A 24,290-nucleotide genomic window follows, 5' to 3' on the forward strand; every position below is an offset into this window, starting at 1 on the left:
GGACGGGGGCGGGCGAGCCAGGCGAGCGGGTTCAGCGAGCGGCGGAACCGGCGGCGAGATGGTGCAGGGCGAGGCGGTACCCGTCGAGGCCCAGCCCGCAGATCACCCCGGTGGCCACCGCGGAGACCACCGAGTGGTGCCGGAACTCCTCGCGGGTGTGGATGTTCGAGATGTGCACCTCGATCAACGGCCCGCGCAGCATCGCGCAGGCGTCGCGGACCGCGTACGAGTAGTGCGACCAGGCGGCCGGGTTGAGCACGACAGCCGCACCCTCGTCCGCGGCGGCGTGCAGCCAGCCGAGCAGCTCGTGCTCGGCGTCGGTCTGCCGCACCGTGACGTCCAGGCCGAGTTCCCGGCCGGTCGACTCGCAGAGCGCCACGAGGTCGGCGTAGGTGCTCGCCCCGTAGACGGCGGGCTCCCGGGTGCCCAGCCGGCCGAGGTTCGGCCCGTTCAACACGTGCACCCTCACGGCTGCGCCACCTCCTCGTACGCGGCGCGCAGCAGGGCGTCGTCCGGCCCCTCCAGGATCGCCGGGCGGGCCAGCCCGTCCAACACCACGAAACGCAGCCGACTCCCCCGGGCCTTCTTGTCCACCCGCATCGCAGCCAGCAACTGCGGCCAGGCGTCGGCCGGGTAGCCGGTGGGCAGGCCGAGCGCGGCCATCGCCGTACGGTGCCGGCGCGCGGTGGGCTCGTCGAGCCGGCCGGCGAGCCGGCCCAGCGCGCCCGCGTAGACGACGCCGACGGCGACCGCGTGCCCGTGCCGCCAGCGGTACCCCTCCACCTTCTCGATCGCGTGCCCGAGGGTGTGGCCGTAGTTGAGCACCTCGCGGACGCCGGACTCGCGCAGGTCGCCGGAGACCACGTCGGCCTTGACCCCGATCGCCCGCTCGATCAGCTCGCGGGTCACCGCGCCGGTCGGATCGAGCGCCGCCGCCGGGTCCCCCTCGACCAGGTCGAGGATCACCGGGTCGGCGATGAAGCCGCACTTGACGACCTCGGCGAGCCCCGCCGCCAGGTCGGCCGGGGGCAGGCTGTCCAGGGTGGCGAGGTCGCAGATCACCCCCGCCGGCGGGTGGAAGGCGCCGACCAGGTTCTTGCCGGCGGCGGTGTTGATCCCGGTCTTGCCACCCACCGCGGCGTCGACCATGCCGAGCAGCGAGGTGGCCACCGGCACCCAGCGCACCCCCCGCAACCAGCAGGCCGCGACGAAGCCGGCCAGGTCGGTGACGGCGCCGCCGCCCACCCCGACCACCGCGTCGGTACGGGTGAAGCCGGCCTCACCGAGCTGGTCCCAGCAGGCCGCGGCGACGTCGATCCGCTTGCCCGCCTCGGCGTCCGGCACCTCGATCGGCAGCGGGGCGATGCCCTCGGCGCGCAGCCGCTCGCCGAGCGCGTCGGTCAACTCCTTGAGCGGTGGGGCGTGCAGCAGCGCCACCCGGGTCGCCCCGGGCAGCAGGCCGGGCAGCGTGTCGAGCAGGTCGCGTCCCACCAGCACGTCGTACGACTGCTCGCCGCCGCCGACCGGGATCCGGGTCACCTCGTCCATCGCGGGCAGCCTAGTCGAGCCGACCCGGACCGGGCGACGTCAGCGCTTCAGCAGGGCGTGGATCTCGGCCGCGATCTCCTCCGGGAGGCGCCCGTCGGTGCGCACCGTCGCCGTGGCGACCTCCTCGTAGAGCGGGCGACGCTGGTCCATCAGGTGCTTGAGGGTCGCCCGCGGATTGATCGCCAGCAGCGGGCGGCCGGCGCCGAGCCCGACCCGCTTGACCGCGTCCGACAGCTCGACGGAGAGGTGCACCACCGGATGCCCGACCAGGGCGGCGCGGGTCTCCTCGGCGAGCACCGCGCCACCGCCGAGCGCCAACACCCCCGGGCAGGAGGCGAGCGCGGCGGCCACCGCGGCCCGTTCGAGCGCCCGGAAGTGCGCCTCGCCCTCGTCGATGAAGATCTCCGGAATCGGCTTGCCGGCCATCCGCTCGATGTCCAGATCGGTGTCGCGGAACTCCACCCCGAGCCCGGCGGCGAGCGCCTGCCCGACAGTGGTCTTGCCCGAGCCGGGCGCGCCGACCAGTACGCAGACCGGGCGGGTCACCCCGGCCGCCGCCGCCCCGCTCACCGGATCACCAGCGCGTCCAGGTAGCCGGCCAGGTTGCGGCGGATCTCGGCGACCGAGTCGCCGCCGAACTTCTCCATGGTCGCCTCGGCGAGCACCAGGGCGACCATCGCCTCGGCCACCACGGCGGCGGCCGGGACCGCGCAGACGTCCGACCGCTGGTTGATCGCGGTGGCCGGCTCGCCGCTGGTCACGTCGACGGTGGCCAGGGCCCGGTTCAGTGACGAGATCGGCTTCATCGCGGCCCTGACCCGGAGCGGCTCGCCGGTGGTGATGCCGCCCTCCAACCCGCCGGCCCGGTCGGTGAGACGCCGGACACCGGTGGCGGTGGGGACGATCTCGTCGTGCGCCGCGGAGCCCCGTGACCGGGCCTGCTGCCAGCCGTCGCCGATCTCCACACCCTTGATCGCCTGGATGGACATCAACGCGGCGGCGAGCCGGGCGTCGAGCTTGCGGTCCCACTGCACGTGGCTGCCCAGGCCCGGCGGCACCCCGTACGCCAGCACCTCGACCACGCCCCCGAGGGTGTCGGCGTCCTTCTTCGCGGCGTCGACCTCGGCGACCATCCGGGCGCTCGCCTCCGGGTCGAGGCAGCGCAGCGGGTCGGCGTCGATCCGCTCGGCGTCCTCCGGCCGGGGCCGCAGCCCGGGTTTCACGGCGACCGGACCCAGCTCGACCACGTGCGAGACGATCTCGATGCCGAGGGTCTGCTTCACCAGCGCCTTGCCGACGGCGCCGACGGCGACCCGGGCCGCGGTCTCCCGGGCGCTGGCCCGCTCCAGGATCGGCCGGGCGTCGAGGTGGCCGTACTTCTGCATGCCGGCGAGGTCCGCGTGCCCCGGCCGGGGGCGGGTGAGCGGGGCGTTGCGCGCCTGCCCGGCCAGCTCCTCCGGGTCCACCGGGTCGGCGGCCATCACCGTGCGCCACTTCGGCCACTCGGAGTTGCCGACCCGGACGGCCACCGGGCTGCCCAGGGTGACGCCGTGCCGCAGGCCGCCGATGATCTCGACCTCGTCCTGCTCGAACGACATCCGGGCGCCCCGGCCGTAGCCGAGCCGGCGACGGGCCAGCTCGGCGGAGATGTCGCCGGTGGTCACCTCGACCCCGGCGGGCACCCCCTCGAGCAGCGCGACGAGGGCGGGTCCGTGCGATTCACCTGCGGTCAGCCAGCGCAACACAGGCGCAAGTTTGTCACGCCGTGTGGTCGGTCCGGTGCGGTGCCCACCCCGTCCCGCCCTGCGGACGGTGGTGTCCGCCGACCGGCCGGGGCGCGCCGACCCGCCCCGACCGGTCGGGCTCAGATCCCCCGGCCGCGCCGGTGCAGGGTACGCAGGACCGCGTCGGCGCGGACCACCCGGCCGGCCACGGCCAGCGCCAGGTAGGCCCGGGGTTCGCGGGGATTGCGGCGCAGCGTGCGGCGGGCCCAGCGCAGCGCTCCGCGCCGGTCGCCGGAGGCGGCCCGGGCGAAGGCGATCTGCCCGGCCACCCGGGCTTCGCCGGTGGGTTGGCCGGCGAACTCGGGGTAGCGCTCCAGCAGCCACTGCAACGCGGCGGAGATGGTGTCCCACCGTTGGGCGAAGTACGACCGCTTGTGCCAGCGCACCAGCACGTACGGGGTGCGCAGGTTGACCAGCGGGGCGCTGCGGGCGGCCCGGAGCAGGAACTCGTAGTCCTCCGCGTAGCTGCCCGGGATCTCCTCGTCGACCAGCCCGAACCCGTCCCGCAGGGCCGCCGCGCGGATCAGGAAGGTGGACGGGTGCAGCTCGGTCATCCGGTCCCGCAGCAGGTCGGCGAGGACGATCCGCTCCCGGTCGAGCACCCGGTCGACGGTGTGCCCGTCGTAGCTGACCCGGATGCCGCAGCTCACGAACTCGGCGTCCGGCGCGGCGGTGAGCGCCGCGACCTGGGCGGCGAGCTTGCCGGGCAGCCACTCGTCGTCGTCGTCGCAGAACGCGACCAGCTCACCGGAGGCGGCGAGGCTGCCGGTGTTGCGCGCGCCGGCGAGTCCGGGCGTCCGTGCGTTGCGGAGCACCCGGACCCGCCGGTCGGGCCTCGAGAGCTCCTCGAGCGACAGGTCCGGGTCGGACTGGTCGTAGACCACCACCACTTCGACGGCGCCGGGGTGCTCCTGGTCGAGGACGGCCCGGATCGCGGCCCGGAGCAGCTCCGGCCGGTCCCGGGTGGGCACCACGACGCTGACCGAGGGCCGGGCCGTCACCGGTCACGCTCCGCACCGCGGGCCGACCGGGTCCACGGCCGCCAGCCGGGGCGGCGCCGGGACGCGGCGGCGACCAGCTCGTCCACGATCTGGCCCACCCGGGTCACCGCCGCCAGCTGCGCGTCCTGGGCGGCCGCGTCGGTGGCGACCGCGTACCGGGTCGGGTCGGCCAGCCCGGCGGCGAGCGCCTCCCACAGCTGTTCACGGGACTCGCAGAGCACCACCATGCCCGCCGCGCCGAGCCGGCGGGCGAAGAGCTGCTGGTGGTCGTCGACGTGCTCACCGAGCGTCGGGTTCCGCGGGACCACGATCGGCAGGTGGCCGTGGCGGCGCGCCTCCAGGATGGTCGCCGGCCCGCCGTGGCAGACCACGAGGTCGGCGCCGGCCATCGCGGTCTGCAACGCCTCGTGGCCGAGGAACGGCACCGCGCCGGGCACGGCGGGAGGCCGGCTGTGTCCGTGCTGGACGGTGAGACCGACCTGGTCGGCCGCCTCGACGTGCCACTCCTCCAGCCAGCGCAGCAGGCGCTCGAAGGGGTGCTTGTCGGTGCCCACGGCGACGAGCAACTGCACCCGCGCGGATTCGGCACGGTCGCGTTGCCGGGGCACCCGCGCCGGGTCGGTGCGGCCGACGGGGCGGGTGACGTACGGCGCGAACCGGCCCGGGGCCGGCCGGTGCGCCGCGGTGGTGTCCGTGCTCGCGTCCCCGCTCACAGCAGCGTCCCCACGACTGTCGCCTCCGGGTACTGCCGCCGCTGCTCGTCCCACTGCACGAGCATGGCGGAGAGGAACGGCCGGCAGAGCCGCGCCGTCAGCGTCGGGGTGTCGATCCGGTCGTACACCTCGATGTAGACGGTGGGAACGCGCCGCAGCCGGGCCAGCACGACGAAGGGCACCGCCACCCCGGCGCCCGTGGTCACCACCGCGGCGATCCGCCGGCTGCGCAGCACACGCCAGGCGAGCACGGCGTTGCGCAGCAGGTTCGGCACGTTCCGGGTGGTCGGATGGTGCGCGGGCACCAGCTCCTCACCGGCGAGCAGCGACACCGCCTCGGGCGTGTCGAAGGTGACCCAGCACCGTCGCCACTTCTCGTACCACGGTCGCAGGGCCAGCAGTTGGGCCAGATGTCCCCCGCTGGACCCGACCAGCAGCAGGACCGGGGGCCCTCCGTCCTCAATGTTCACGTCCACGCGACTCCCCACAGATTCGCTTGGAATTTCGGCCGGCGCCACGCAGAAGCAGATCACAGGTCGTCCGGCCGGTGTATAGGGCGACTGGGTGATCGATAGATGTTCCGCCGGCGAGCCAGGGGCCCGCCGGCCACGGCAGTCCATCGACCGCCATCACGACCAGCAATTCTTCCGTCACGCTACGCCAACGGTCAACGCCCGTCGGCGCGGCGAACCGCCAGGATCACGCGCTATGTCGTTTCTCGATGACGTCCAGCAGCGCCGGATGGAGCGCCTCGTTCCAGCCCGCGCCGGCGTCGGCCAGCCGGAAGGTCCGCAGCCACATCTCCACCAGGTACGCGTCGGCCACCGCCCGGCGCTGCGCGGGATCCAGCCCGAGCTGGTCGCCGTACCTGTCGAGTGCGGCGTCGACCGCCCCGGCGGCGGCCACCGCCGGCTCGCCCCGCAGGACCAGGGCCCGCTGGAACGCGTCGTGCGCCAGGTCGAAGCCGAGCGGCACGTCGGGCGCGCTGTGCTCCCAGTCCCAGGCGACCAGCTCACCGGCGTGCCGGCCGAGGTTCCACGGCACCCAGTCACCGTGCCAGTGCCCGAACTCGAGCGCCGTGGCCCCGTACCGCCCCGCCAGCGCGGCCACGGCGGCGACCGCGCGCCGGCCGGACGGGTCGGCGGCGCCCGCCCGGGCCGCCTCGGCGGTCAGCCGGTCGAGGAACGGCGAGCCCGCCAACGGCCGGGGTGGCGGGGCGCCACGGCCCCGACGCGCCACCGCGAGCAGCGCGGCGATCCGGGGCGGCTCGGTGACCGGCACCCCGCGTACCCGGGGCGGCAACGGCTCGATCACGGCGACGACCTGCCCGGCCCACTCGAAGCAGGCGAGCAGCCGGGGCGTCGCCGGATGGTCGGGCACCCCGGTCAGCTCGGCCAGCTCGCGCAGCGCGGCGGCCTCGGCGGAGACCAGGGCCCGGGTCGCGCCGTTCCAGCCGATCTTCGCGTACCCGCGGGGCCGGCCGTCGCCGGTGAAGAGCGCCAGGGTCGGTTTGTGGTTCGGGTCCGGCGGGCGCACACCGCAGCCGGCGTGCAGCGGGCCGGCGGCCAGCGCCTCGCCGAGCCGTTCGGCCAGCAGCAGCGCGCCCGAGGTGGCGCCGCTCGGCACCGACACGGTGAGGGTGGGGAAGGCCCGACCCGCCGCGCCGACCCGGGAGAGCCCGCCGAGCGCGGCCCGCACGGCGCGCACCCGCGGCGGCCGCAGCGCGTTGTACGCCAGCAGCGCCGCCGCGGTGGCCCGGGGCGCGCCGAGCGGCAGCAGGAACCGGGCCCGGGACACCGACGGGACGACCGCGTAGCGGGCCGCCACCCGGTGACCGGCCGGCGGGGCGGCGCCGACGGTCAGCGTGACCCGCTCGTCGCCGAAGACCGCACGGGTCACCCAGCCCAGACCGTCCTCGCGGGACCGGGGATCGCCGGCGGCGCCGATCGTCGCCGTCACGCCGCCCGGCCCGGCCAGTCGAGGTCCAGGTCGAGCCGCTGCCGCAGCGCGTCGTTGTACGGCCGGTAGTACGCCGTCAACTCCTCCCGCACGCCGGGATCCAGCGGCGCGGACCGCCGGTCGTTGTAGACCTTGAAGTCGGGCAGTTCGTGGCGGGGTAGGCCGAGGAAGTCGAGCGTCCGGCGATACGTCGCCCGGGCATCGCGGTAGAGGTCCTCGCTGGGCAGGAAGAGGAACTGTTCCGGTGCGAACCGCGCCAGCCACGGCTCCAGGTGCTCCAGGTAGCGCCCCCGGGCCCGGTAGCTGTACCAGTCGTACCGCTCACTGTGGTAATCCGGCTCGGCGACCAGCCGCTCCCGCTCCCCCGCGGTGCGCTCCTCCTCGGCGGCGAGGGCGTCGGCGAAGTCCAGCGGCTCGATGCCGTGGGTACGCCGCTCCTTCCAGTGCGAGTACGCCCGCTCGACCGGGTCGCGCAGCAGGACGATCAGCCGTACCGACGGCATGAGCGCGGCGACGCGCTGCGCCGCCAGCGGGTGGAACATGTACAGCGGCGCCGCTTCGCCGACCCGCACCGGTGCGCCGTGCCGGCTCGCCAGCGCCGCCCGCTGCCGCTGCGTCGGGAAGTGCGACCGGTACCAGGCCTCACCCCGGCGCCAGTTCTCCTCGAAGTAGTGCGACGCCTTCGTGTTCCAGGCGGGGAAGAGCCGCGGCACCAGCGGATGCTGGATCAGGTAGTTCCACAGCGAGGTGGTGCCGCCGCGTTTCGTGCCGATGATGAGGAAGTCCGGCAGTGGCCGCCGGTCGCTGGTCCGCACCCCGTAGTCGACCAGGGACTCCTTCACCCGGTCGGTCACCTGGGGCGGTACGAGCTGCTTGACCCGGTCACGGATGGACGGCACGACGTACCTCACCTGCCCTTCGTCGCCGCAGCGGAGCCGGCGTCGTCCGACGCCCTCTCCCGCCCGCGGATCTGTCCCATAATCACCCGGAGACGCCGTCGCACCCGGGGCATCGTCAACATGCCGACGCAGCCGACCGCCAGCACGGCCAGCGCCACCGCCAACCCGGGGATGCCCCGCCCGGCGGCGAGCACGCCGACCAGCGTGGCCGCGCCCACCCCGGCGACCGTGCCGACCGCCGCCCGCAGCAGGCCCGCGTCGACCAGCGGCTGACCGACGACGACCCGGGCGAACCCGGCCGCCGTGAGGTTCTCGGTGGCGATACCCGCGGCCCAGGCCAGCGCGGCCCCGGTGGCGCCGTGTGCCGGAATGAGCCACAGTCCCAGCGAGACGGTGACGAGCAGACCGGCGAGCGCGGCGGTCAGGTGCAGGCCGCTGCGGCCACCCATCAGCAGGAGGCTCTGCACGTTGCCCACGCCGGTATTGATCAGCATGGCGAGGGCGAGCACGGTCATCGCGGGCGCGCCCGCGGCGAACTCGGAGCCGAAGAGCTGCAGGAAGGCCGGCCCGAAGACGGCCAGCAGCAGGTAGACCGGCCAGGAGAGCACCAGCGCCCAGGTGGTGAGCCGCCGGTGCACGGTGGCCGCGGCGGCCCGCTCCCCGCGCCCCAGCAGCCGCGACAGCTGCGGCGACACCGCCACCCGCAGGCCCTGCATGGCCAGCTGCCCGGCGAGGATGTAGCGGCCGACCGCCCCGAAGACACCCGCGTCGGCCTGCCCGGCGAGCACCGAGGTGAGCAGCACCCCCACCCACATGCTGCCCGCGTCGATCGCCGCCGAGGCCGCCCTGGGCAGCGCGAAGCGCCAGAACCACGTCCAGTCCCCCCGCGACGGCCGCAGCGTCACGCCGCGCCCGACGCCGAGCGGGCCGGCGACCAGTGCGAGGCAGACCAGCAGGGCGATCGCGGCCGGCACCAGCCAGCCGCCCATCCCGGCGACCAGGCCACCGCCGGCCAGGGCCGCCGCGCCGACGAGCACCGGCCGGGCGACCGGCAGCAGGAGGAACTGCACGCCGACGTAGGCGCGGATCGGGCGTACGCAGCGCAGCGCCGCGAGCAGCAGGGTCGTCCCGACCACCACCGGCACCGCCGCGAAGGCGAGCGCCAGCAGCGGCGCGCCCTCGGCGCCGGAGCCGCCCAGCAACCGGGGCGCCAGCGCCGCGGCGCTCACCACCCCGACGCCGGCCACCAGCAGCGCGACGGCCAACGGCGGGATCAGCGCGACCGGCAGCACCCGCGCCGCGTCGCCGCGCTCGCCGGCACGCCGCCGGGGCACCGCCCACATCAGCCCGGTCTCCGCGCCCAGCGTGCAGACGGCGGTGGCGACGGTGACCACCCCGATCGCCGCGAAGAACGCGCCCGAGCCCACCGTGCCGTAGCCGCGGGTGATCACCACGGCGAGCACGAAGCCGAAGAGTCCGCTGGTCGCGGCACCGATCAGCCCGGCCGCGCCGCTGCGGGCGCTGCGCCGCGCCTCCGCCTCGCCGTCGGCCCCGCCGCCCGGGGTGGGCTCCCGGCCGGTGTCGACGGCCGTCACGCGGACACCGCCACGGGACGCGCGACGGGACGCGCCGGGCCCCGCGATCGCTCGCGTACGGTCAGCGCCATGGCGAACGCGACCGCGAAGAAGGCGACCGCGAGGTTCTGGTTCGCCATGCCGTAGAACGGGATCTGCACGAGGCAGACCACCGGCACCACGGCCAGCCACTGCCCGGCCGCCGACGTGGCCCGGCCGCAGATCACCGCGGCGGCGACGAACCAGGCCAGGAAGCAGAGCAGCGCGGGCACCCCGTGGCTGAACAGCACCATCCAGAGCTGCCCCTGCGTGCCGATCGGGGCGTCCGCCGAGACGGTGTCCACATTGACCGGAGCGCCGTGGCCCAACCAGGGCGAGTCCCGCACCCGACGCAGCACCTCCAGGTAGAGGGAGAGCCGGTCGGCGTTGGTGTCGCTCGACTCGACCCTCCGGTTGATCAGGTCGGCGATCGGGATGAACAGCGTGGCGATCGCGCCGATCACCACCACACCGACGAGGGACGCGGCCACCCGCACGTTGCCGCGGAGGCTGGCCCGGACGCCGAGCACGGCCAGGCCGACGCCGAGGCTGAGGAACATCGCCCGGTTCAGCGTGAGGAAGGCCGGCGGCAACGACAACGGCAGCGAGACGAGCAGCGCCAGTCGCAGCACGCCGTGGCGGCGCAGCATGGTGAAGGCGACCACGCAGGGCAGGGTCATCGCGTACGCGCTGCCGTAGTTGTTCGTGTACGCGAACGGCGCCGCCGGCCGGTAGATCGGATTGAGCGAACGCGCACTGTACTCCGCGGTGCTCAGGTGGACCATGTCCTGGATGAACGGTGTCCTCGCGACACCGCCCGGAAGCAGCACCTCCACCGGGGTGGTCATCGCCAGCCGCGGCGTCAGCACCGCGAGCCACCCCAGCACAACGAGGGCGAACCAGAACGCGGCCAGCGGGGTGAGTACGCGCACCAGGTCGGCCCGCTCCCGGGCGGCGGCGTAGACGTACACCCCGACGACCAGCGCGGTGAGGTAGAACCCGAGCCGCAGGCCGAAGGTGAGCACCGACGCGGCCGACTGGACCTGGGTGGCGCTTGCCACGACGAGGGCGAGGAAGAGCAGCCAGCTTCCCGAGGCCGGGGGCAGCGGCACCCGTCCCCGGGTCAGCAGGAGGGCGAGCAGCAGCGCGCCGAACAACGGCCAGCCGAGGTAGAAGGCTCCCGTCAGCCACCAGAGCGGCACCAGCCCGAACATCATCGCCAGCGGCCAGAGCGGCAGCAGCGGCGGGAGCGGCTTCGACGGGTCGAGCGGTCCGGCCGGGCGCGGCGCCTCCCCGCCCGGTTCGCTGGTCGCCGGGGCGCGGGTGACCACGGTCAGCCCCAACCGCTGCGGGTGAGCACGAAGCCGAGGGGGCTGACGCCGGCGGCCCGCAGCCGCTCGACCAGGCGGCGCAGGTCGCTCTGCCGGGTCCGGTCCCGCTCCACCACCACCACGGCGGTGCCCTGCCGGGCGATCGCCACGCCGCGCTCGTCCGACTCGGCCGGCGGGGCGTTGTAGAGCACCAGGCCGTGGTCGGCGCCCTGATGCCAGCTGCCGAACCGGACGCTGCCGATGCCCACCGTCACCTCGTCCGCGCCGATCACCCGACCGTTGCGGGCGGCCGGCGCGGACCCCACCCGGGGCAAGGTGAGGGTGGCGTCCGGGTCGCTGGACGGGCGGGCCCCGGCCGGGTGCGGCGACGGCCGCCGGGCCGCCCCGGGCTCCGCCGCCGGGCCGGTCACCACCGGGGTGCCGGCCACCCGGGGCTTCGGCACGATCGACCGGGCCGCGTCGGCGACGGCCGGCAGCCGCCCGCGGTCGGCGAGCACGGCGTCGCGCAACCGCTCCACCCGCCCGTGGTCGTCGGCGACGTACACCTCCCGCCCCTCGGCGGACAACGCCACGGCCAGGCTGGCGGTGAGCGCGGTCGGGTCCTCCCGGGCGGCGAGCAGGGCCACCCGGGCGGGCTGGCGGACCCGCTCGGCGATCGCCATCGCCACGTAACGCACGTCGGCGTCGACCGCGCGCCGCCGGCCGCGGAACCGCTGCCGCCGCACGGTGCCCAGCATCGGCAAGCCGGTGGCGTCGCGGGCGTCCACCACCGACCGGACCCGCCGGTCCACCGACTCCCAGACGTAGGCCAGCACCACCCCGAGGAGGACCCCGCCGAGCAGGCCGGCGATCAGGAACAGGGGCCGGTTCCCGGCGGAGGAGGCCAGCGCCCGCTCGGCGGTCTGGGTGACCCAGCCGGGGTTCACGTCGACGGCGGCGATCTCGGTACGCGCGGCGTTGAGCTGGGTCAGCTGGTTGTTGATCCCGGCGAGTTCGGCCACCGCGGCGTCCGCGGCGGCGGTCCCCTTGGCGCTGTTGGCGCGCCGCTGCACCGCGCCCTGCTGGGTGACCACCTTGGCGATGCTCTCGTCGTACGAGCGCAGCATCTCGGCGCGCTGCTTCTCGTACATGGCGCGCCGCACGTCCAGGTAGGCCTGGGCGGCGAGGTTGACGGCCCGCACCGCCCGGTCGGCGTCCGGCGCCTGGTAGACGAAGCGGAGGATCTGCCCGCCGGTGGGGACCTCCACCTCGAGCGCGGCCCGGATGTCGCGGGGATCGCCGCCGACCGAGTCGGCGAGGCGCTGCACCACCTCGGTGCCGGTGGCGATGCCGCTCTCCACGTTCATGTTCACCGCGCGGTCGGCGGCCGCGCCGCTGGGGGTGAACGCGTCGGTGACCACCGGCCGTACCGCCACCACCGCGCTCGCGGTCACCTGCGGCGGCACCAGCAGCAGGTAGCCGAGCGCGGCGAGCAGGCCGACCGCCGCCGCGCCCGCGACCAGTCGTGCCCGGTGCAGCGGTACGCGGAGCAGGTCGGTCAGCGTGACCGTACGCGGCGGCCCGTCGCGGGACGATCGGTCGGCGGGCCAGGAGCCGGGCGTCGCATCAGTCATTGAACTTCTTCACAGTCTGTTGTGGATTGCCGACGACCACGACCCCGGGCGGCACGTCGCCGCGCACCACCGTCGCGGCGCCGACCACCGAGTCGCGGCCGACCCGCACTCCCTTGAGCACCAGCGCGTGCGCGCCGATCCAGACGTTCTCCTCGACCACGATCGGCGCCCGGGTGGCCGCCGTGGGCGGGGCGTGCCGCTGGGCCGGGGGCAGGTTGTGGAAGTCGTTGTCGAGCAGCTCGCAGTCGGAGAGCAGGCAGCGGTCGCCGACGGTCACCGAGGTCCAGGTGCCGATCCAGGTGGCGTTGAGCAGGCAGTCGGCCCCCACCCGGACCTCGCCGGGGCCGGCGAAGCGGACCAGCTTGTTCAGCCGGGTCCGGTCGCCGATGGTCACCCGCACCCCGCGGCGCAACCGGATCCGGCCCCGGATCTCGACGTCCCGCCCGAGGGTGAGCCGGCGATAGCGGAGCCGGTACCAGGAACGTTTGACCGCGAACACCGCGCGCACCAGACGTCCACCGCGAAAACCACCGGCGCCGACCAACGACCCCTCCCCACGTTCGCGGAGCCGGCGACGGTCGCCCGCCGCCGGCCCGGAGTGAACAATCTATCGATGTTTGGTTACGAACGGTGGACCCTCACTGCACGGAGAAGAATGTCGACGGCGTGGACCAGCTCAGTCCCGGCGCCGCCGGCGCGATCACCGTGGCCGCCGTCCCGTCCACCGCCGGCGCCGCCGTCGGGTCGAACGGGACGCTGCGCAGCGTCCCGTCGGTGGCGCCGTAGACGATCCGGCCGCCGACCCAGGCCATCCCGCGCACCGCGGACCAGGTCACCCCGGTGGTGGGCAGGGCGAACTCGGTGGCACCGAGGTAGTTGCCGTCGATCTCGAAGTAGCGGTAGTAGAGGGCGTTCGCGCCGGTCCGCGTGTAGTACAGCCGCCCGTCGAGGTAGAACGCGCCGGTCATCGCCGCCGCGTTGAACCAGTCGTTGTAACCCGAGGCCTCCCACGACGCGCCGATGGCACCGCCGTTGAAGAGCGAGATGTCGATCCGGCTGCCGGTGGGGGTGCCGGCGACGGCACGCGACCAGTAGATCCGGTCGGCGACCCGCCAGGTCGCGCCGGCGCCGACGTAGTTGGGCTGGCTGACCGTCGTGGGTGTGCCGAGGTTGGCGCTGTCGAAGGGCACCTTCGCCAGCGTCGCCGCCCCGATGCTGAGGTAGAGGTTGCCGGTGGTCTCGGTGGGCGCGTTCTTCGGGGTGATGGTGCGCCCGCCGGCGAGCGGGAACATGCCGAGCCGGCCGTGGTACTCCTCGCCCATACCGTCGGAGTTGTGCCCGAAGTAGAGCCCGTCGGAGCCGCGCCAGAGCACCGGCACGGCGGAGCCCCAGGAGCTGGCCCCGGACGGCAGCGACGAGCCGCCGCTGCGCCGCGGGTTCCAGTTGACCGGCAGGCCGGTGGCCGGGGTGACCGCCGCGATGCCGAGCCGGTCGATCGCCCCGGGACCGGCGTTGTCGCTCCGGTTCGGGTTGTTCAGCCAGCGGAAGTGCCCGCCGAGGTAGATGACGTTGTCGGCGACCTCGACCGAGGTGATGGTGTCGTTGCCGGTGAAGTCGGCCCAGGTGGCGAGCTGGCCGCTGCCCCGGGCGGCGGTCTCGAAGCGGATCAGCGCGTCACAGTAGGCGGCCGGCCAGCCGGCGCCCCCGTTGCTGCCCACCACGAACCAGCTGCCGTCGCCGCCGAACTTGACGTCCTGCACGTAGTGCACGAACGTCTCGGGCGCGGCGCACGGCGGCACGTACTTCTCCGTGCTCCAGTCGATCACGCTGGGGGTGCCGGTCAGGTCGACCAGGCCGATCTGGTTGCGGGGCAGCCCGTCGAGGTAGAGGAAGTTGCCGCCGACGACCAGGGTTCCGCCGTCGGGCGAGACGTCGATGGTCCAGACGTACGACGAGGTGTCATGGCGTCCGGTGGTGGCGTCGACGGTGAAGGTGGGGTCGATCGCGCCGGTGCTGGCGTTCAGCCGGGCGAGGCCGGCGTGCGCGGTGCCGTTCAGCCAGTTGAAGGCGCCGGCCACGTAGAGCTGGTTGCCGTGCAACGCGAGGTCCCGGACGTTGCCGCCGTCGGAGCGGCCGACCCAGCTGTCGACGATCTCGCCGGTGCTCGGGTCGAGGGCCACCAGGTTCTTGCGCGAGACGCCGTTGACGTTCTTGAAGGCGCCGCCGACGATGAGCGTCCCGTTCGGGCCGGCGACAAGCGTGTTCACCGCACCGTCCAGCACCGGCAGGAAGGTGGTGGAGATCGTCCCGGTGGTCCGGTCGTACGCGAAGAGGTAACGCCGGACGGTCCACGCGGAGGTGGCGGTCTGCCGGATCTGCGTGAAGCTTCCGCCGACGTAGACCAGGTCGCCGATCTGGGCGAAGGCGCGGGTCTCACCGTCACGGGCGTGCGGGGTGCTGTTGGCGGGGTTCGCCGACACGAGGGTCGCCGACTCCGGGGCGGGTACGACGGCCGCCGCGGACGCGGGCGGCATCACCACCAACGCGGCGACGGTGGTCAGCGCGACCGCCCCCGCCCAGATGCGAAGTCTTCCGGCGGCACGCCGGCGGATCGGGAGCTCGGGCACGCTGCGCCTCCAAGGTGGATGACAACGCGCGTAGCGTGCCTCGCCGACCCTGGCAGACGGCATCCGCCGATTGGGCGGTCAGTCGATCCGTTACCTGACAGAACCCGCGGGGTCGGGGGTCGCGCCGCCCGGCCCCGCGGGTCGTCGGGGACGCCCGATCGTCAGCGGCCTCCCGGGGTGGGCTGGCGCAGATAGCCGTCCTGCCCGGCCCGGGTGAACCCGGCCAGCGCCGCGGCGTCGTGGTTCATCGTCATGTTGCAGCTGGCCGTGGTGGTGGTCATGCCGGGCGAGTTGAAGTAGACCGCCGCCTTGATCTTCGGGTGCGCCTTGAGCGCGGCCGGGAACTCCTCGAACCACCGCCGCTTGGCGGCCGGGTCGGCGGTGTCGAAGTTGGTGCCGAACTCGGCGAGCATCCGCGGCTTGCCGGCGCCGATGCCGTGCTCGTCCAGCCAGCGGTAGAAGGCGCCGATGGTGGTGCTGGGGCTCTTCCACACCCTGCTGCCGTTGCAGACGTGGAAGTTGTACGGGTCGTACGCCACCCAGTCGACGTACCGGTCGCCGGGGTAGAGGCCGGCGTACCTGTCGTAGTGCCCGGACCAGCCCATCATCGTCCACACCCAGACCGCGTTGTCCGCCCCGGCGGCGGCGAACCTGTCGTGCACGTACCGCCAGGCGCGGACGAACTCGGCGTCGCTGCCCTTCTCCGGCTCGTCCTCCGGCTCGTGGTCGAAGCCCATGAAGACCGGCACGCCGGTGTCCCGGATTCGCCCGGCCACCGCGTCGATCGTCGCGTCGTACCGGCCACCGTAGACGTCAGCCCAGGTCAGCACCTTGCCGCTGGAGAAGATCCGCGACTCCCAGGCGAAGAACATCAGCCTTCCCTCGCGCATCTGCTCCCGCTGGTACGTGTCGGGGAAGGCGCCGTTGCTGCCGGTGCCGGAGAAGTCGTGGTAGCGGTGCACGATGTCGAACCGCCGGCCGACCTGCTCCTCCACCTCGGCGACCGCCCGGCCGTGGTCCCAGCCGTCGGCGGCGCTGGTCGGCGAGTACATGCCCCACCAGGCGCCGCAGGCGGGCACGAGCTCAGGCGACACCTCCCCGCAGCGCCCGGAGCCGGTGGAGACGCTCGGCGTGGGGCGCGGGGAGGGCCGGCTCGGGCTCGCCGTCGGTGACGGCCGCGCCGAGGCGCTCGGTGACGCGCTCTGCGACGGCGGCGTCGGGTCGGCGGTGCTCGGCGTCGGTGCCGGCCGGCCACCGACGTCGTAGGTGACCGTCAGGCGGGGGCGCAGCTCGGGATCGCGGTTCTCCGCGGACGCCCAGTAGATCCTCGTCTCGAGGCCGGTCTGCGCCAGCGCCAGCGTGACCGTGCCGTTCCCCGTCACCAGCGGGGAGACGTCCCACTCGTTGAAGCCGGGTCGCACGCCGGTCACGGTGTCCACCGCCGGGCCCGGGGTCACCGGTGCCGGGCGGGCCACCGCCGCGTCGACCGGGGAGGCGTGCGCGGTCACCGTGGCGGCGAACGCCCGCCAGGAGTGCACCCGCAGCGTCGCCCGGACGTTGACCGCCGTCGCGGGGAGAGTGGTCACCGCGAACCGGATGACCGCGTCCCGGCCGCCGCGCGGGTTGCCGTCGCAGCGGGCCGCGCAGGTGGCGAGGGTGCTCTTCACCGCGTTGTCGCCGTCCTGCGGCACCCGGGTGGCCGTGGTGTCCGCGATCGCCGGGATCGAGTGTTCGTCCGCGGCCAGCAGCGGCATCATCGTCGCCACGATGCCGGTCACCACCGACGCGCCGATCACGCCGAGCGCGAGGGCCTTGCGCCGGGGACGGCCGCTACGGGGAAGGCGGTGCACTCCGTGCCTGCTCACGGGAAACTCCCTGTGTCTGCTTCGGTAACGGAGAGCAGCGTATCGATGACGGCGACCGTCCGTGAGGAAGTCGGCGGGACCTAAGAGCTTCTTAACCGTCGGATAAGGGAGGCAACAGCGCCTCGCCGGCCGTCGACGGCCCTGGTCGCCGGCGGGCGTCGGCGAGCGCGGCGGCCATCGCCTCGCGCGGCGCCGGCACGCCGGTGAACTGCGCGAACTGGCCGACCGCCTGCGCCAGCAACAGCTCCAACCCGGAGACGACCCGGCAGCCGGCCGCCGCCGCGGCGGTGGCCATCGGGGTCGGCCACGGGTCGTAGACCGCGTCGAAGAAGACGGTCCGTGGCCGCCAGGGGACCGCTGCGGCGAGCGGGTCGGCGACCCCCTTCGGCACTGTCGAGACCACCACGTCGGCGTCCAGGTACGTGGCGGCGTCCGCCCAGGCGGCCCCGACCATCGGCGCGCCGAGGGCGTCGGCCACCGGACGCAGCTCGTCGACGGCGGCCTCGCGGCGGGCCACCACTGTCACCTCGCGGGCGTCGAGGCGGACCGCCGCGGCCAGCGCCGCCCGCGCGGTCCCGCCCGCGCCGAGCACGGTCACCGTCGCGCCGGGGCGTACGCCCGCACCGGTGAGCACCTCGACCATGCCGGTCACGTCGGTGTTGTCGGCGTACCAGGCGCCGTCCGGCCGGCGTACCAGCGTGTTCGCCGCGCCGATCGCGACCGCGACCGGCGAGGCGGCGTCGGCCACCGCGAGCGCCGCCTCCTTGCCGGGCATCGTCACCGACAGCCCGGCCCACTCCGGTCCGAGGCCGGCGACGAGGCCCGGCAGCTCCGACGCCGCGCACTCGATCCGGGTGTACGACCACCCGGCCAGCCCGGCCGCCGCGTAGCCGGCGTTGTGGATCACCGGGGAGAGGGAGTGCGCGATCGGCTTGCCGAGCACCGCCGCCCGGTGCGCCGTCATCAGATGATCCCGGCTTCCCGGGCCTTCTGCATGTTGCGCTCGTGCTGCTCGTAGGTCTCCGCGAACTCGGAGTGCCCCTCCTTGTCGATCGCCACGAAGTAGAACCACTTGCCCGGCGGCGGGTCCATCGCCCCCGCCATGGCCTCCTTGCCCGGGTTGTTGATCGGGCTCGGCGGCAGGCCGCGCAGCTTCCGGTTGTACGGGTTCTTCGGGTCGTCGAGTTCGGCGGCGGTCATGTCGGCGGACCGCTTCGTCGGCTTGCCAATCAACTCCAGGTAGTAGTTGACCGTGACGTCCATCTCCAGGCAGTTGCAGTCGAAGTCGCCGTACACCCGGTTGTAGGCGACCCGCGCGACCTTGCCCAGGTCGTCCTTGTTACCCGCCTCCGCCTGCGCCAGCGACGCCACGACGAGCGCCTCGTACGGGGCGATCTTCCGCTCGCTCTGCACCTTGTCCGCGAACTCCATCTGCCCGGTGACGGTCAGGAAGTTCTCCACCATCATCGAGAGGATGCTCTCCGCGGTGGCCTTCGGCGGGATCTCGTACGTGTCGGGGTAGAGGAAGCCCTCGACCGACGGCGTGACCTTCTTCTTGTCGCTGCGCGTGAACCACCAGTCCGGCACACCGAGGCCGATCGGGTCCTTCGCCGCGGTCTCGAACTCCTTCACCGGGATCTTGGTCTTCTCGGCGAGCAGCTTGAAGATGCTCTTCGCGGTACGGCCCTCCGGGATCGTGATCCCGTTGACGATCTTGTTCTTGAGGTCGAGCATCGCGGTGACCGCGTGCGCCCCGCTCATCTCCTTGCGCAGCTTGTAGAGGCCGGGCTGGATGTTCTTGCTGCGCGAGTTCTCGGCCGCGGCCTCGATGAACGCCTTCGGGCTCTTCACCACCCCGGCGGTGTAGAGGGCATTGGCCATGTCGGCGAGCAGGGCGCCCTGCTTGATCTCGACCCGGACCTCACCGCTGCCGCCACCGTCGTAGTCCGGAGTGACGAAGTAGTTCTGGATCCGGTCGAAACCGTAGAACGCGCCGCCGCCGATCCCGCCCAGCAGGACCAGGGCCAGCAGCAACGCCAGGACTGTCTTGCCCCGGCCACCGCCCTTGCCGTTGCGTTTGCGGACGAAGCTGCGCCGGTGCCGGCCCTTCTCCCCCCGCTCCGCCTCGTCGAAGCCCAGATCGAGATCGTCGATCATTACGTCCGCCTCCGCTGCGCATCCAGCCAGCTCTGCAGAATCTCCACCGCGGCGGCCTGGTCGACCACCGCACGTTGGCGCTTGCCTCGGACGCCACGCTCGGCCAGCCTACGAGAAGCCACGACCGTTGACATCCTCTCGTCGGTGAGCGTTACCGGTACCGGCGCTATTACACCGGCCAGCCGGTCAGCGTACGCCTTCACCTGCATCGCGGCCGGTCCGTGCCGGCCGGCGAGATCGACCGGAAGCCCGACGACCACCTCCACCGCCTCGTGCTCCACGACCAGCGCGGCGAGTTCCACCAGATCGGTGGGGGTCGCCTCCGGCGCGGCCGTGCGATCACGGGCGACGGTCAGCAGCGGGGTCGCCAGCACGCCGTGCGGGTCGGACCGGGCCACCCCGATGCGCACCTGCCCGACGTCCACGCCGAGCCGGACTCCGCGCGACAACCCGGTCACGGACGATCACCACCCTGATCGCGACGAACCGGGATGGACGCGATGGTCCACCCCGGTTCCCGACGGTCGCCGATCACGCCTCGGCGATCGCCTTCTCGACGGTGAGCAACAGGTTCGGCGCCTCGGCGGCCGGCAGGCCACCGCCCTGGGCCAGGTCGGGGCTGCCGCCGCCACGGCCGGAGAACGCCGCCTTCACCAGGTCGGACGCGGCCAGACCCCGCGAGCGGGCCGCCTGGTTCACGGCGACCACCAGGGACGCCTTGCCGTTGCTGCGGGCCGCCACCGCGACCACCGCCGGCCGGGCCGGGTCGATCCTGCCGCGGATCTCCTGGGCTAGGGTCCGCACGTCGTTACCGGCCGCGCCCTCCGGCGCCTCGGTGCCGACGTACGCGACCCCGCGCACGTCCTTCGCCTGCGCGGCCAGCGCGCTCGCGCCGCCCAGCACCAGCTGGGCCCGGAGCTTCTCCAGCTCCTTCTCCGCGTCCCGCAGCTGCGTGACGGTCTGCTCCACCCGGTCGGCGACCTGCTCCGACGGCACCCGGTAGAGCTCGGCGAGGCGGGAGACCAGCAGATGCTCCCGGGCCAGGAAGTTGAACGCGTCCATCCCGACCAGCGCCTCGACCCGGCGTACGCCCGAACCGATGGACGACTCGGAGAGGATCTTCACGAGACCGAGCTGCGCGGAACGGGCCACGTGCGTGCCGCCGCAGAGCTCCCGGGCGTAGTCGCCCACCTCGACGACCCGCACCTGCTCGCCGTACTTCTCGCCGAAGAGGGCCATCGCCCCGATGCGCCGCGCCTCGTCCAGCGAGGTGATGAAGGCGTGCACCTCCATGTCGGCCAGCAGGACCTCGTTGACCTGCTGCTCCACGTCCCGCAACACACTCGGCGAGACCCCGGTGGGGGTGTTGAAGTCGAAGCGCAGCCGGCCCGGCGCGTTCAGCGACCCGGCCTGGGTGGCCGACTCACCGAGGAAGTTCCGCATCGTCTGGTGCACGAGGTGGGTCGCGGTGTGCGAGCGGGAGATGGCCCGCCGCCGGCTCGTGTCGATCTCCGCGTACGCGCTCTCACCCGGGCGCACCTCGCCCCGGACCACCCGCGCGCGGTGCACGATCAGGCCGGGCACCGGCTGCTGGACGTCCAGCACCTCGAGCTGACCGCCACCGACGGTGATCATGCCGTGGTCCGGCTGCTGGCCACCGCCCTCCGCGTAGAACGGGGTGGTGTCGAGCACCAGCTCGACCGTGTCGCCCTCGACCGCCGCGCCCAGCGGGCCGCTCGCGCCGAGCAGCGCCCGCACCCGGGACTCGCGGGACACCTCGCTGTAGCCGGTGAACTCCACCGGCCCGTCCGCGTCGAGCACCGACCGGTACGCCGACAGGTCGGTGTGTCCGGTCTTGCGGGCCTGCGCGTCCGCCTTCGCCCGGGCCCGCTGGTCGGCCATCAGCCGCCGGAAGCCCTCCGCGTCCACCTGCAGGCCCTGCTCCGCCGCGATCTCCAGGGTCAGGTCGATCGGGAAGCCGTACGTGTCGTGCAGCTGGAACGCCTTCTCACCGGTGAGCGCCGCACGCCCCGCGCTGCGGGTCTCGGCGATCGCCGTGTCCAGGATCGTGGTACCCGCCCGCAGCGTGGAGAGGAACGCGTCCTCCTCCGCGTACGCGTAGTCGGCGATCCGGTCGAAGTCGGTCGCCAGCTCCGGGTACGACGGCGCCATGCAGTCCCGCGCCACCGGCAGCAGCTCCGGCAGCGCCCGGTCCTGCCAGCCGAGCAGCCGCACCGCCCGGATCGCCCGGCGCATGATGCGGCGCAGCACGTAGCCCCGCCCCTCGTTCGAGGGGGTCACGCCGTCGCCGATCAGCATCAACGCCGTCCGCACGTGGTCGGCGATCACCCGCAGCCGCACGTCGTCCGGGTGCGACTCGCTGGCCACGTGGCTGGAGTGCGCGCCGTAGCGCTTGCCGGTCAGCTCGGCCGCCCGGTCCAGGATCGGCCGGACCTCGTCGATCTCGTACAGGTTGTCCACACCCTGCAGGATCGAGGCCATCCGCTCCAGGCCCATGCCGGTGTCGATGTTCTTCGCCGGCAGCTCACCAAGAATCGGGTAGTCCGCCTTGCCGACGCCCGGGCCCCGCTCGAACTGCATGAAGACGAGGTTCCAGAACTCCATGTAGCGGTCCTCGTCGACCGCCGGACCGCCCTCCTCGCCGTACTGGGGCCCCCGGTCGTAGAACAGCTCCGAAGAGGGGCCGCACGGGCCGGGAATGCCCATCGACCAGAAGTTGTCGGCCTTGCCACGGCGCACGATCCGCTCGGCGGGCACCCCCACCGAACGCCAGATCTCGAACGCCTCGTCGTCGTCCAGGTAGATCGTCGGCCAGATCCGCTCCGGGTCCAGACCGAAACCGCCCTGCTCCTGCGACTTCGTCACCAGGTCCCAGGCGAGTGGGATCGCCCCGTCCTTGAAGTAGTCGCCGAAGGAGAAGTTGCCGTTCATCTGGAAGAACGTGCCGTGCCGGCTGGTCTTGCCGACCTCGTCGATGTCGGGGGTGCGGATGCACTTCTGCACGCTGACCGCCCGCTGGTACGGCGCGGCCTGCTGCCCCAGGAAGTACGGGACGAACTGCACCATGCCGGCGTTGACGAAGAGCAGGTTCGGGTCGCTGATGGCGGGCAGCGGAGCGGACGGCACCACGGCGTGACCGTTCGCCTCGAAGTGCGCGAGGTACCGCCGCTTGATCTCCGCCGTCTTCATCGCTGGTGTTCCTCCGGAAAGATCTCTCGATCGCCGATCCGCGGGTCCTCCCGCAGGTCGGCGAAGTGGTCGTCGAACGCCTCACCCTGGGCGAACGCCTGGTGAATCTCCTGCTCGCGCTCGGCCATCCCGACCCGGATGTCCGCCACGAAGCTACGCAGCGACCCGGTCAGGTCGCCAGCAGATTGTGACAGCGTGCTCGCGATGCCGGCCGGGGTGTACGACTGTGCGGTACGGGTCACCTTGCGGACCACCACCACGCCGACGGCCAGCCCGATGCCCAACCAGAACAAACGTCTCATGTTCCTCGCGCCCTCCGCTCGCGCCGACGGTCAGCGCTCGCCCCGACGGGCGGCCCGCCGCTGCTGCTTGATGGTGTCGCGCACCTCACGCTCGGTCTCCGCGTGCCGGCGCGCCGCGGCCGCCTTGCGTACGCCGTAACCGAAGGCGGCGACCTTGACCAGCGGGTTCGCCGCGGCGGCGGAGACCACGGCCACCAGGTTGGCGACGTTGGCGGTGACGTTCTGGGCGTGCCCGGTCATCGTGTCGACCTTGGCCAGCTGGAGGTTGACCCCGTCGAGGGAGGTCTGCACCTGCTCCAGCGTGGTGTTGACGTTCTTCACCGTGGTGTTCACGTCACCGAGCAGCGGACCGGTCCGGTCGCTGAGGTCGTTGATCATCCGGGTGGTGGCGTCCACGGTGTGCCGCAGCCGAAGGATGGGCAGGGTCAGGATCAACACCAGCATCGCGAACGCGATCGCCGCGATCAGCGCCGCGATCTCCAAAATGCCCACGCCTGTCCTCCTCGAGCAGAACTACACCGAACCGGACGTCCCCGGAAACGCGCGACCGTTACGCCCGCACCGCCGCTCCACGACCGTTGCCGGTCAGCGGGCGCGGCCGGGCCTGCCAGCCCCAGACCCTACCGTCCGTGATGGAAATCGGCTCACGACGGTGTGGGGCTCAGCTCGCCGAGCGGATCCCCGGTCAACGTCGGTAGCGGCTCGTCCCCGGTCAGCGACGGTTCGGTGCTGGGCAGCGGCCGGGTCCGCTCGTCGTCGATCGCGTTACGGACCTTCACCGACACCAACGATCCGGTGCACGTCTGCGCAGCGGTCGACGGGTCGGGAGACGGGACGATCGCCGGCTCTCCGTCCACCGGCGGCGGTACGCAGGCCGGCGGCCGCACCCAGAGGTCGAGGGTGAGCTCGTCCTTGCGCCAGCAGGTGTAGCTCCCCTTCTCCGGCTGCTGGGCCGGGCACATGGCCACTTTCCACGGGCGCCAGCCGTCCTGCCGCAGCGCGTCCTCGTACGCCTTCACCGTCTCCTCAGGAGACCGCTCGGAGGTGACGGTGCGTTCCCGCAACCGGCACTCGATGAGGCACCAGCGGCTGCCGCTGACGTCATCCACCGTCTTCGCCGTCGCCCAACCCGGCACGTCCAGCGCGTCGAGGGTGTCGAAGACCGGGTCACGGCTGAGCGTGCGGAACCCGAAGTAGAGCGGCACCGCTCCGAGCAGCACCAGGCTGACCAGTGCCAGCGCGGCCAACCGCAGCCGGCGGCGCTCGCGCATCTGCCGACGCAGCTCCGAGCGGGCGCCGCTCAGCCCGCCGGACGACGCGCCGACCACGTCGGAGTCGGCGGGGTCACGCAACGCCGGAAGGTCCGCCGGCTGGGGCTGCGCGACCTCCGGCTCCGGACCGGGCGGCGGGACGACGGCCGCCGCACGGGCGGTGACGGGTGGCTCCGCCGGGTGCGCGGGGACCGGCGACACACCGGACGGTTCGGGCCGGCCGGGGTCCCGCTGCGGCGGCAGCGCGCGACCGGCGGCCCGATCCACCGGCTCCGGCCGCCTCTCGGCGGGGCGGCCGGGCACGGGACGGCCCTGCTCGTCCACGCCACCGGCCGGCCGAGCGGGACCGTCCGGACCGGACCGTCCGGCCGGGCCGGGCCGGGGGGAACCGTCGGGG

The 24,290-nt window shown here is 73.6% G+C and carries 22 protein-coding genes; all 22 read right to left on the bottom strand.

The window, feature by feature from the left end; translation table 11 throughout:
* Positions 1–31 precede the first annotated feature (31 nt).
* The 22 genes from aroQ to E1211_RS17430 all read right to left on the bottom strand — a co-directional run bounded on the left by aroQ (position 32) and on the right by E1211_RS17430 (position 23,893).
* Positions 32–469 carry a type II 3-dehydroquinate dehydratase gene (aroQ, locus tag E1211_RS17320; RefSeq protein WP_132350034.1) on the bottom strand — a complete coding sequence of 146 codons (438 nt, stop codon included), beginning with the start codon at positions 467–469 and terminating at the stop codon, positions 32–34.
* The gene (aroB, locus tag E1211_RS17325) at positions 466–1,548 is read right to left on the bottom strand and encodes a 3-dehydroquinate synthase (protein ID WP_132350035.1); all 1,083 of its coding nucleotides are present in this window, start codon (positions 1,546–1,548) and stop codon (positions 466–468) included. Before aroB ends, aroQ begins: the two co-directional genes overlap by 4 nt.
* Positions 1,549–1,587: 39 nt before the next feature.
* Complete coding sequence (locus tag E1211_RS17330) at positions 1,588–2,094, bottom strand: shikimate kinase (RefSeq protein ID WP_132350051.1); 507 nt, start codon at positions 2,092–2,094, stop codon at positions 1,588–1,590.
* A 20-nt stretch (positions 2,095–2,114) separates the two neighbouring features.
* A complete protein-coding gene (gene aroC / locus E1211_RS17335) occupies positions 2,115–3,293 on the bottom strand; it encodes a chorismate synthase (RefSeq protein WP_132350036.1) in 1,179 nt (392 codons plus the stop codon).
* Positions 3,294–3,412: 119 nt separating this feature from the next.
* Positions 3,413–4,333, bottom strand: a complete 921-nt coding sequence (locus tag E1211_RS17345; RefSeq protein WP_132350038.1) for a glycosyltransferase family 2 protein — start codon at positions 4,331–4,333, stop codon at positions 3,413–3,415.
* Entirely contained in the window at positions 4,330–4,941 is a 612-nt protein-coding gene (locus E1211_RS17350; protein ID WP_371686165.1) for a glycosyltransferase, read from the bottom strand. Before E1211_RS17350 ends, E1211_RS17345 begins: the two co-directional genes overlap by 4 nt.
* A gap of 101 nt (positions 4,942–5,042) precedes the next feature.
* Positions 5,043–5,522, bottom strand: a complete 480-nt coding sequence (locus E1211_RS17355) for a UDP-N-acetylglucosamine--LPS N-acetylglucosamine transferase (protein ID WP_132350039.1) — start codon at positions 5,520–5,522, stop codon at positions 5,043–5,045.
* A 223-nt stretch (positions 5,523–5,745) separates the two neighbouring features.
* A complete protein-coding gene (locus E1211_RS17360; RefSeq protein ID WP_132350040.1) occupies positions 5,746–7,005 on the bottom strand; it encodes a hypothetical protein in 1,260 nt (419 codons plus the stop codon).
* On the bottom strand, positions 7,002–7,904 hold the full coding sequence (locus E1211_RS17365; protein WP_132350053.1) for a sulfotransferase domain-containing protein: 903 nt from the start codon (positions 7,902–7,904) through the stop codon (positions 7,002–7,004). The genes E1211_RS17360 and E1211_RS17365 overlap by 4 nt, the downstream gene beginning before the upstream one ends.
* Positions 7,905–7,912: 8 nt before the next feature.
* Complete coding sequence (locus E1211_RS17370) at positions 7,913–9,499, bottom strand: lipopolysaccharide biosynthesis protein (protein ID WP_132350041.1); 1,587 nt, start codon at positions 9,497–9,499, stop codon at positions 7,913–7,915.
* Positions 9,496–10,734, bottom strand: a complete 1,239-nt coding sequence (locus E1211_RS17375; protein ID WP_132350054.1) for an O-antigen ligase — start codon at positions 10,732–10,734, stop codon at positions 9,496–9,498. The genes E1211_RS17370 and E1211_RS17375 overlap by 4 nt, the downstream gene beginning before the upstream one ends.
* Positions 10,735–10,850: 116 nt before the next feature.
* Positions 10,851–12,461 carry a lipopolysaccharide biosynthesis protein gene (locus tag E1211_RS17380; RefSeq protein WP_132350042.1) on the bottom strand — a complete coding sequence of 537 codons (1,611 nt, stop codon included), beginning with the start codon at positions 12,459–12,461 and terminating at the stop codon, positions 10,851–10,853.
* The gene (locus tag E1211_RS17385; RefSeq protein ID WP_132350055.1) at positions 12,454–12,972 is read right to left on the bottom strand and encodes a DapH/DapD/GlmU-related protein; all 519 of its coding nucleotides are present in this window, start codon (positions 12,970–12,972) and stop codon (positions 12,454–12,456) included. Before E1211_RS17385 ends, E1211_RS17380 begins: the two co-directional genes overlap by 8 nt.
* Before the next feature lie 127 nt (positions 12,973–13,099).
* Positions 13,100–14,995 carry a delta-60 repeat domain-containing protein gene (locus E1211_RS17390; RefSeq protein ID WP_243709568.1) on the bottom strand — a complete coding sequence of 632 codons (1,896 nt, stop codon included), beginning with the start codon at positions 14,993–14,995 and terminating at the stop codon, positions 13,100–13,102.
* Between the two features lie 254 nt (positions 14,996–15,249).
* Positions 15,250–16,953, bottom strand: coding sequence for a glycosyl hydrolase (locus E1211_RS17395; protein WP_132350044.1), 1,704 nt, complete (start codon positions 16,951–16,953; stop codon positions 15,250–15,252).
* Positions 16,954–17,044: 91 nt separating this feature from the next.
* Entirely contained in the window at positions 17,045–17,917 is an 873-nt protein-coding gene (locus tag E1211_RS17400) for a shikimate dehydrogenase (protein ID WP_132350045.1), read from the bottom strand.
* Positions 17,917–19,110 (bottom strand): endolytic transglycosylase MltG, encoded by a 1,194-nt coding sequence (mltG, locus tag E1211_RS17405; protein WP_132350046.1) that lies wholly within the window; start codon positions 19,108–19,110, stop codon positions 17,917–17,919. The genes E1211_RS17400 and mltG overlap by 1 nt, the downstream gene beginning before the upstream one ends.
* A complete protein-coding gene (ruvX, locus tag E1211_RS17410; protein WP_132350047.1) occupies positions 19,110–19,568 on the bottom strand; it encodes a Holliday junction resolvase RuvX in 459 nt (152 codons plus the stop codon). The genes mltG and ruvX overlap by 1 nt, the downstream gene beginning before the upstream one ends.
* 73 nt (positions 19,569–19,641) lie before the next feature.
* Complete coding sequence (gene alaS / locus E1211_RS17415; protein WP_132350048.1) at positions 19,642–22,320, bottom strand: alanine--tRNA ligase; 2,679 nt, start codon at positions 22,318–22,320, stop codon at positions 19,642–19,644.
* Positions 22,317–22,622: a hypothetical protein gene (locus E1211_RS17420; protein WP_132350049.1), complete on the bottom strand. Its 306-nt coding sequence runs from the start codon at positions 22,620–22,622 to the stop codon at positions 22,317–22,319. Before E1211_RS17420 ends, alaS begins: the two co-directional genes overlap by 4 nt.
* A gap of 30 nt (positions 22,623–22,652) precedes the next feature.
* Positions 22,653–23,114 carry a DUF948 domain-containing protein gene (locus E1211_RS17425; RefSeq protein WP_132350050.1) on the bottom strand — a complete coding sequence of 154 codons (462 nt, stop codon included), beginning with the start codon at positions 23,112–23,114 and terminating at the stop codon, positions 22,653–22,655.
* A 152-nt stretch (positions 23,115–23,266) separates the two neighbouring features.
* The gene (locus tag E1211_RS17430) at positions 23,267–23,893 is read right to left on the bottom strand and encodes a hypothetical protein (RefSeq protein WP_132350056.1); all 627 of its coding nucleotides are present in this window, start codon (positions 23,891–23,893) and stop codon (positions 23,267–23,269) included.
* Between the last annotated feature and the right edge of the window lie 397 nt (positions 23,894–24,290).

The organism is Micromonospora sp. 15K316 (assembly GCF_004348525.1).
Lineage (GTDB): Bacteria > Actinomycetota > Actinomycetes > Mycobacteriales > Micromonosporaceae > Micromonospora.

Bases quoted from the DNA above. Each gene is read 5' to 3' on its own strand.
- E1211_RS17400 (WP_132350045.1), bottom strand. From the start codon at position 17,917: ATGACGGCGCACCGGGCGGCGGTGCTCGGCAAGCCGATCGCGCACTCC.
- E1211_RS17375 (WP_132350054.1), bottom strand. From the start codon at position 10,734: ATGATGTTCGGGCTGGTGCCGCTCTGGTGGCTGACGGGAGCCTTCTAC.
- E1211_RS17420 (WP_132350049.1), bottom strand. From the start codon at position 22,622: ATGAGACGTTTGTTCTGGTTGGGCATCGGGCTGGCCGTCGGCGTGGTG.
- E1211_RS17380 (WP_132350042.1), bottom strand. From the start codon at position 12,461: ATGACTGATGCGACGCCCGGCTCCTGGCCCGCCGACCGATCGTCCCGC.
- E1211_RS17390 (WP_243709568.1), bottom strand. From the start codon at position 14,995: ATGCCGCCCGCGTCCGCGGCGGCCGTCGTACCCGCCCCGGAGTCGGCG.
- aroB (WP_132350035.1), bottom strand. From the start codon at position 1,548: ATGGACGAGGTGACCCGGATCCCGGTCGGCGGCGGCGAGCAGTCGTAC.
- alaS (WP_132350048.1), bottom strand. From the start codon at position 22,320: ATGAAGACGGCGGAGATCAAGCGGCGGTACCTCGCGCACTTCGAGGCG.
- mltG (WP_132350046.1), bottom strand. From the start codon at position 19,110: ATGATCGACGATCTCGATCTGGGCTTCGACGAGGCGGAGCGGGGGGAG.
- E1211_RS17430 (WP_132350056.1), bottom strand. From the start codon at position 23,893: ATGCGCGAGCGCCGCCGGCTGCGGTTGGCCGCGCTGGCACTGGTCAGC.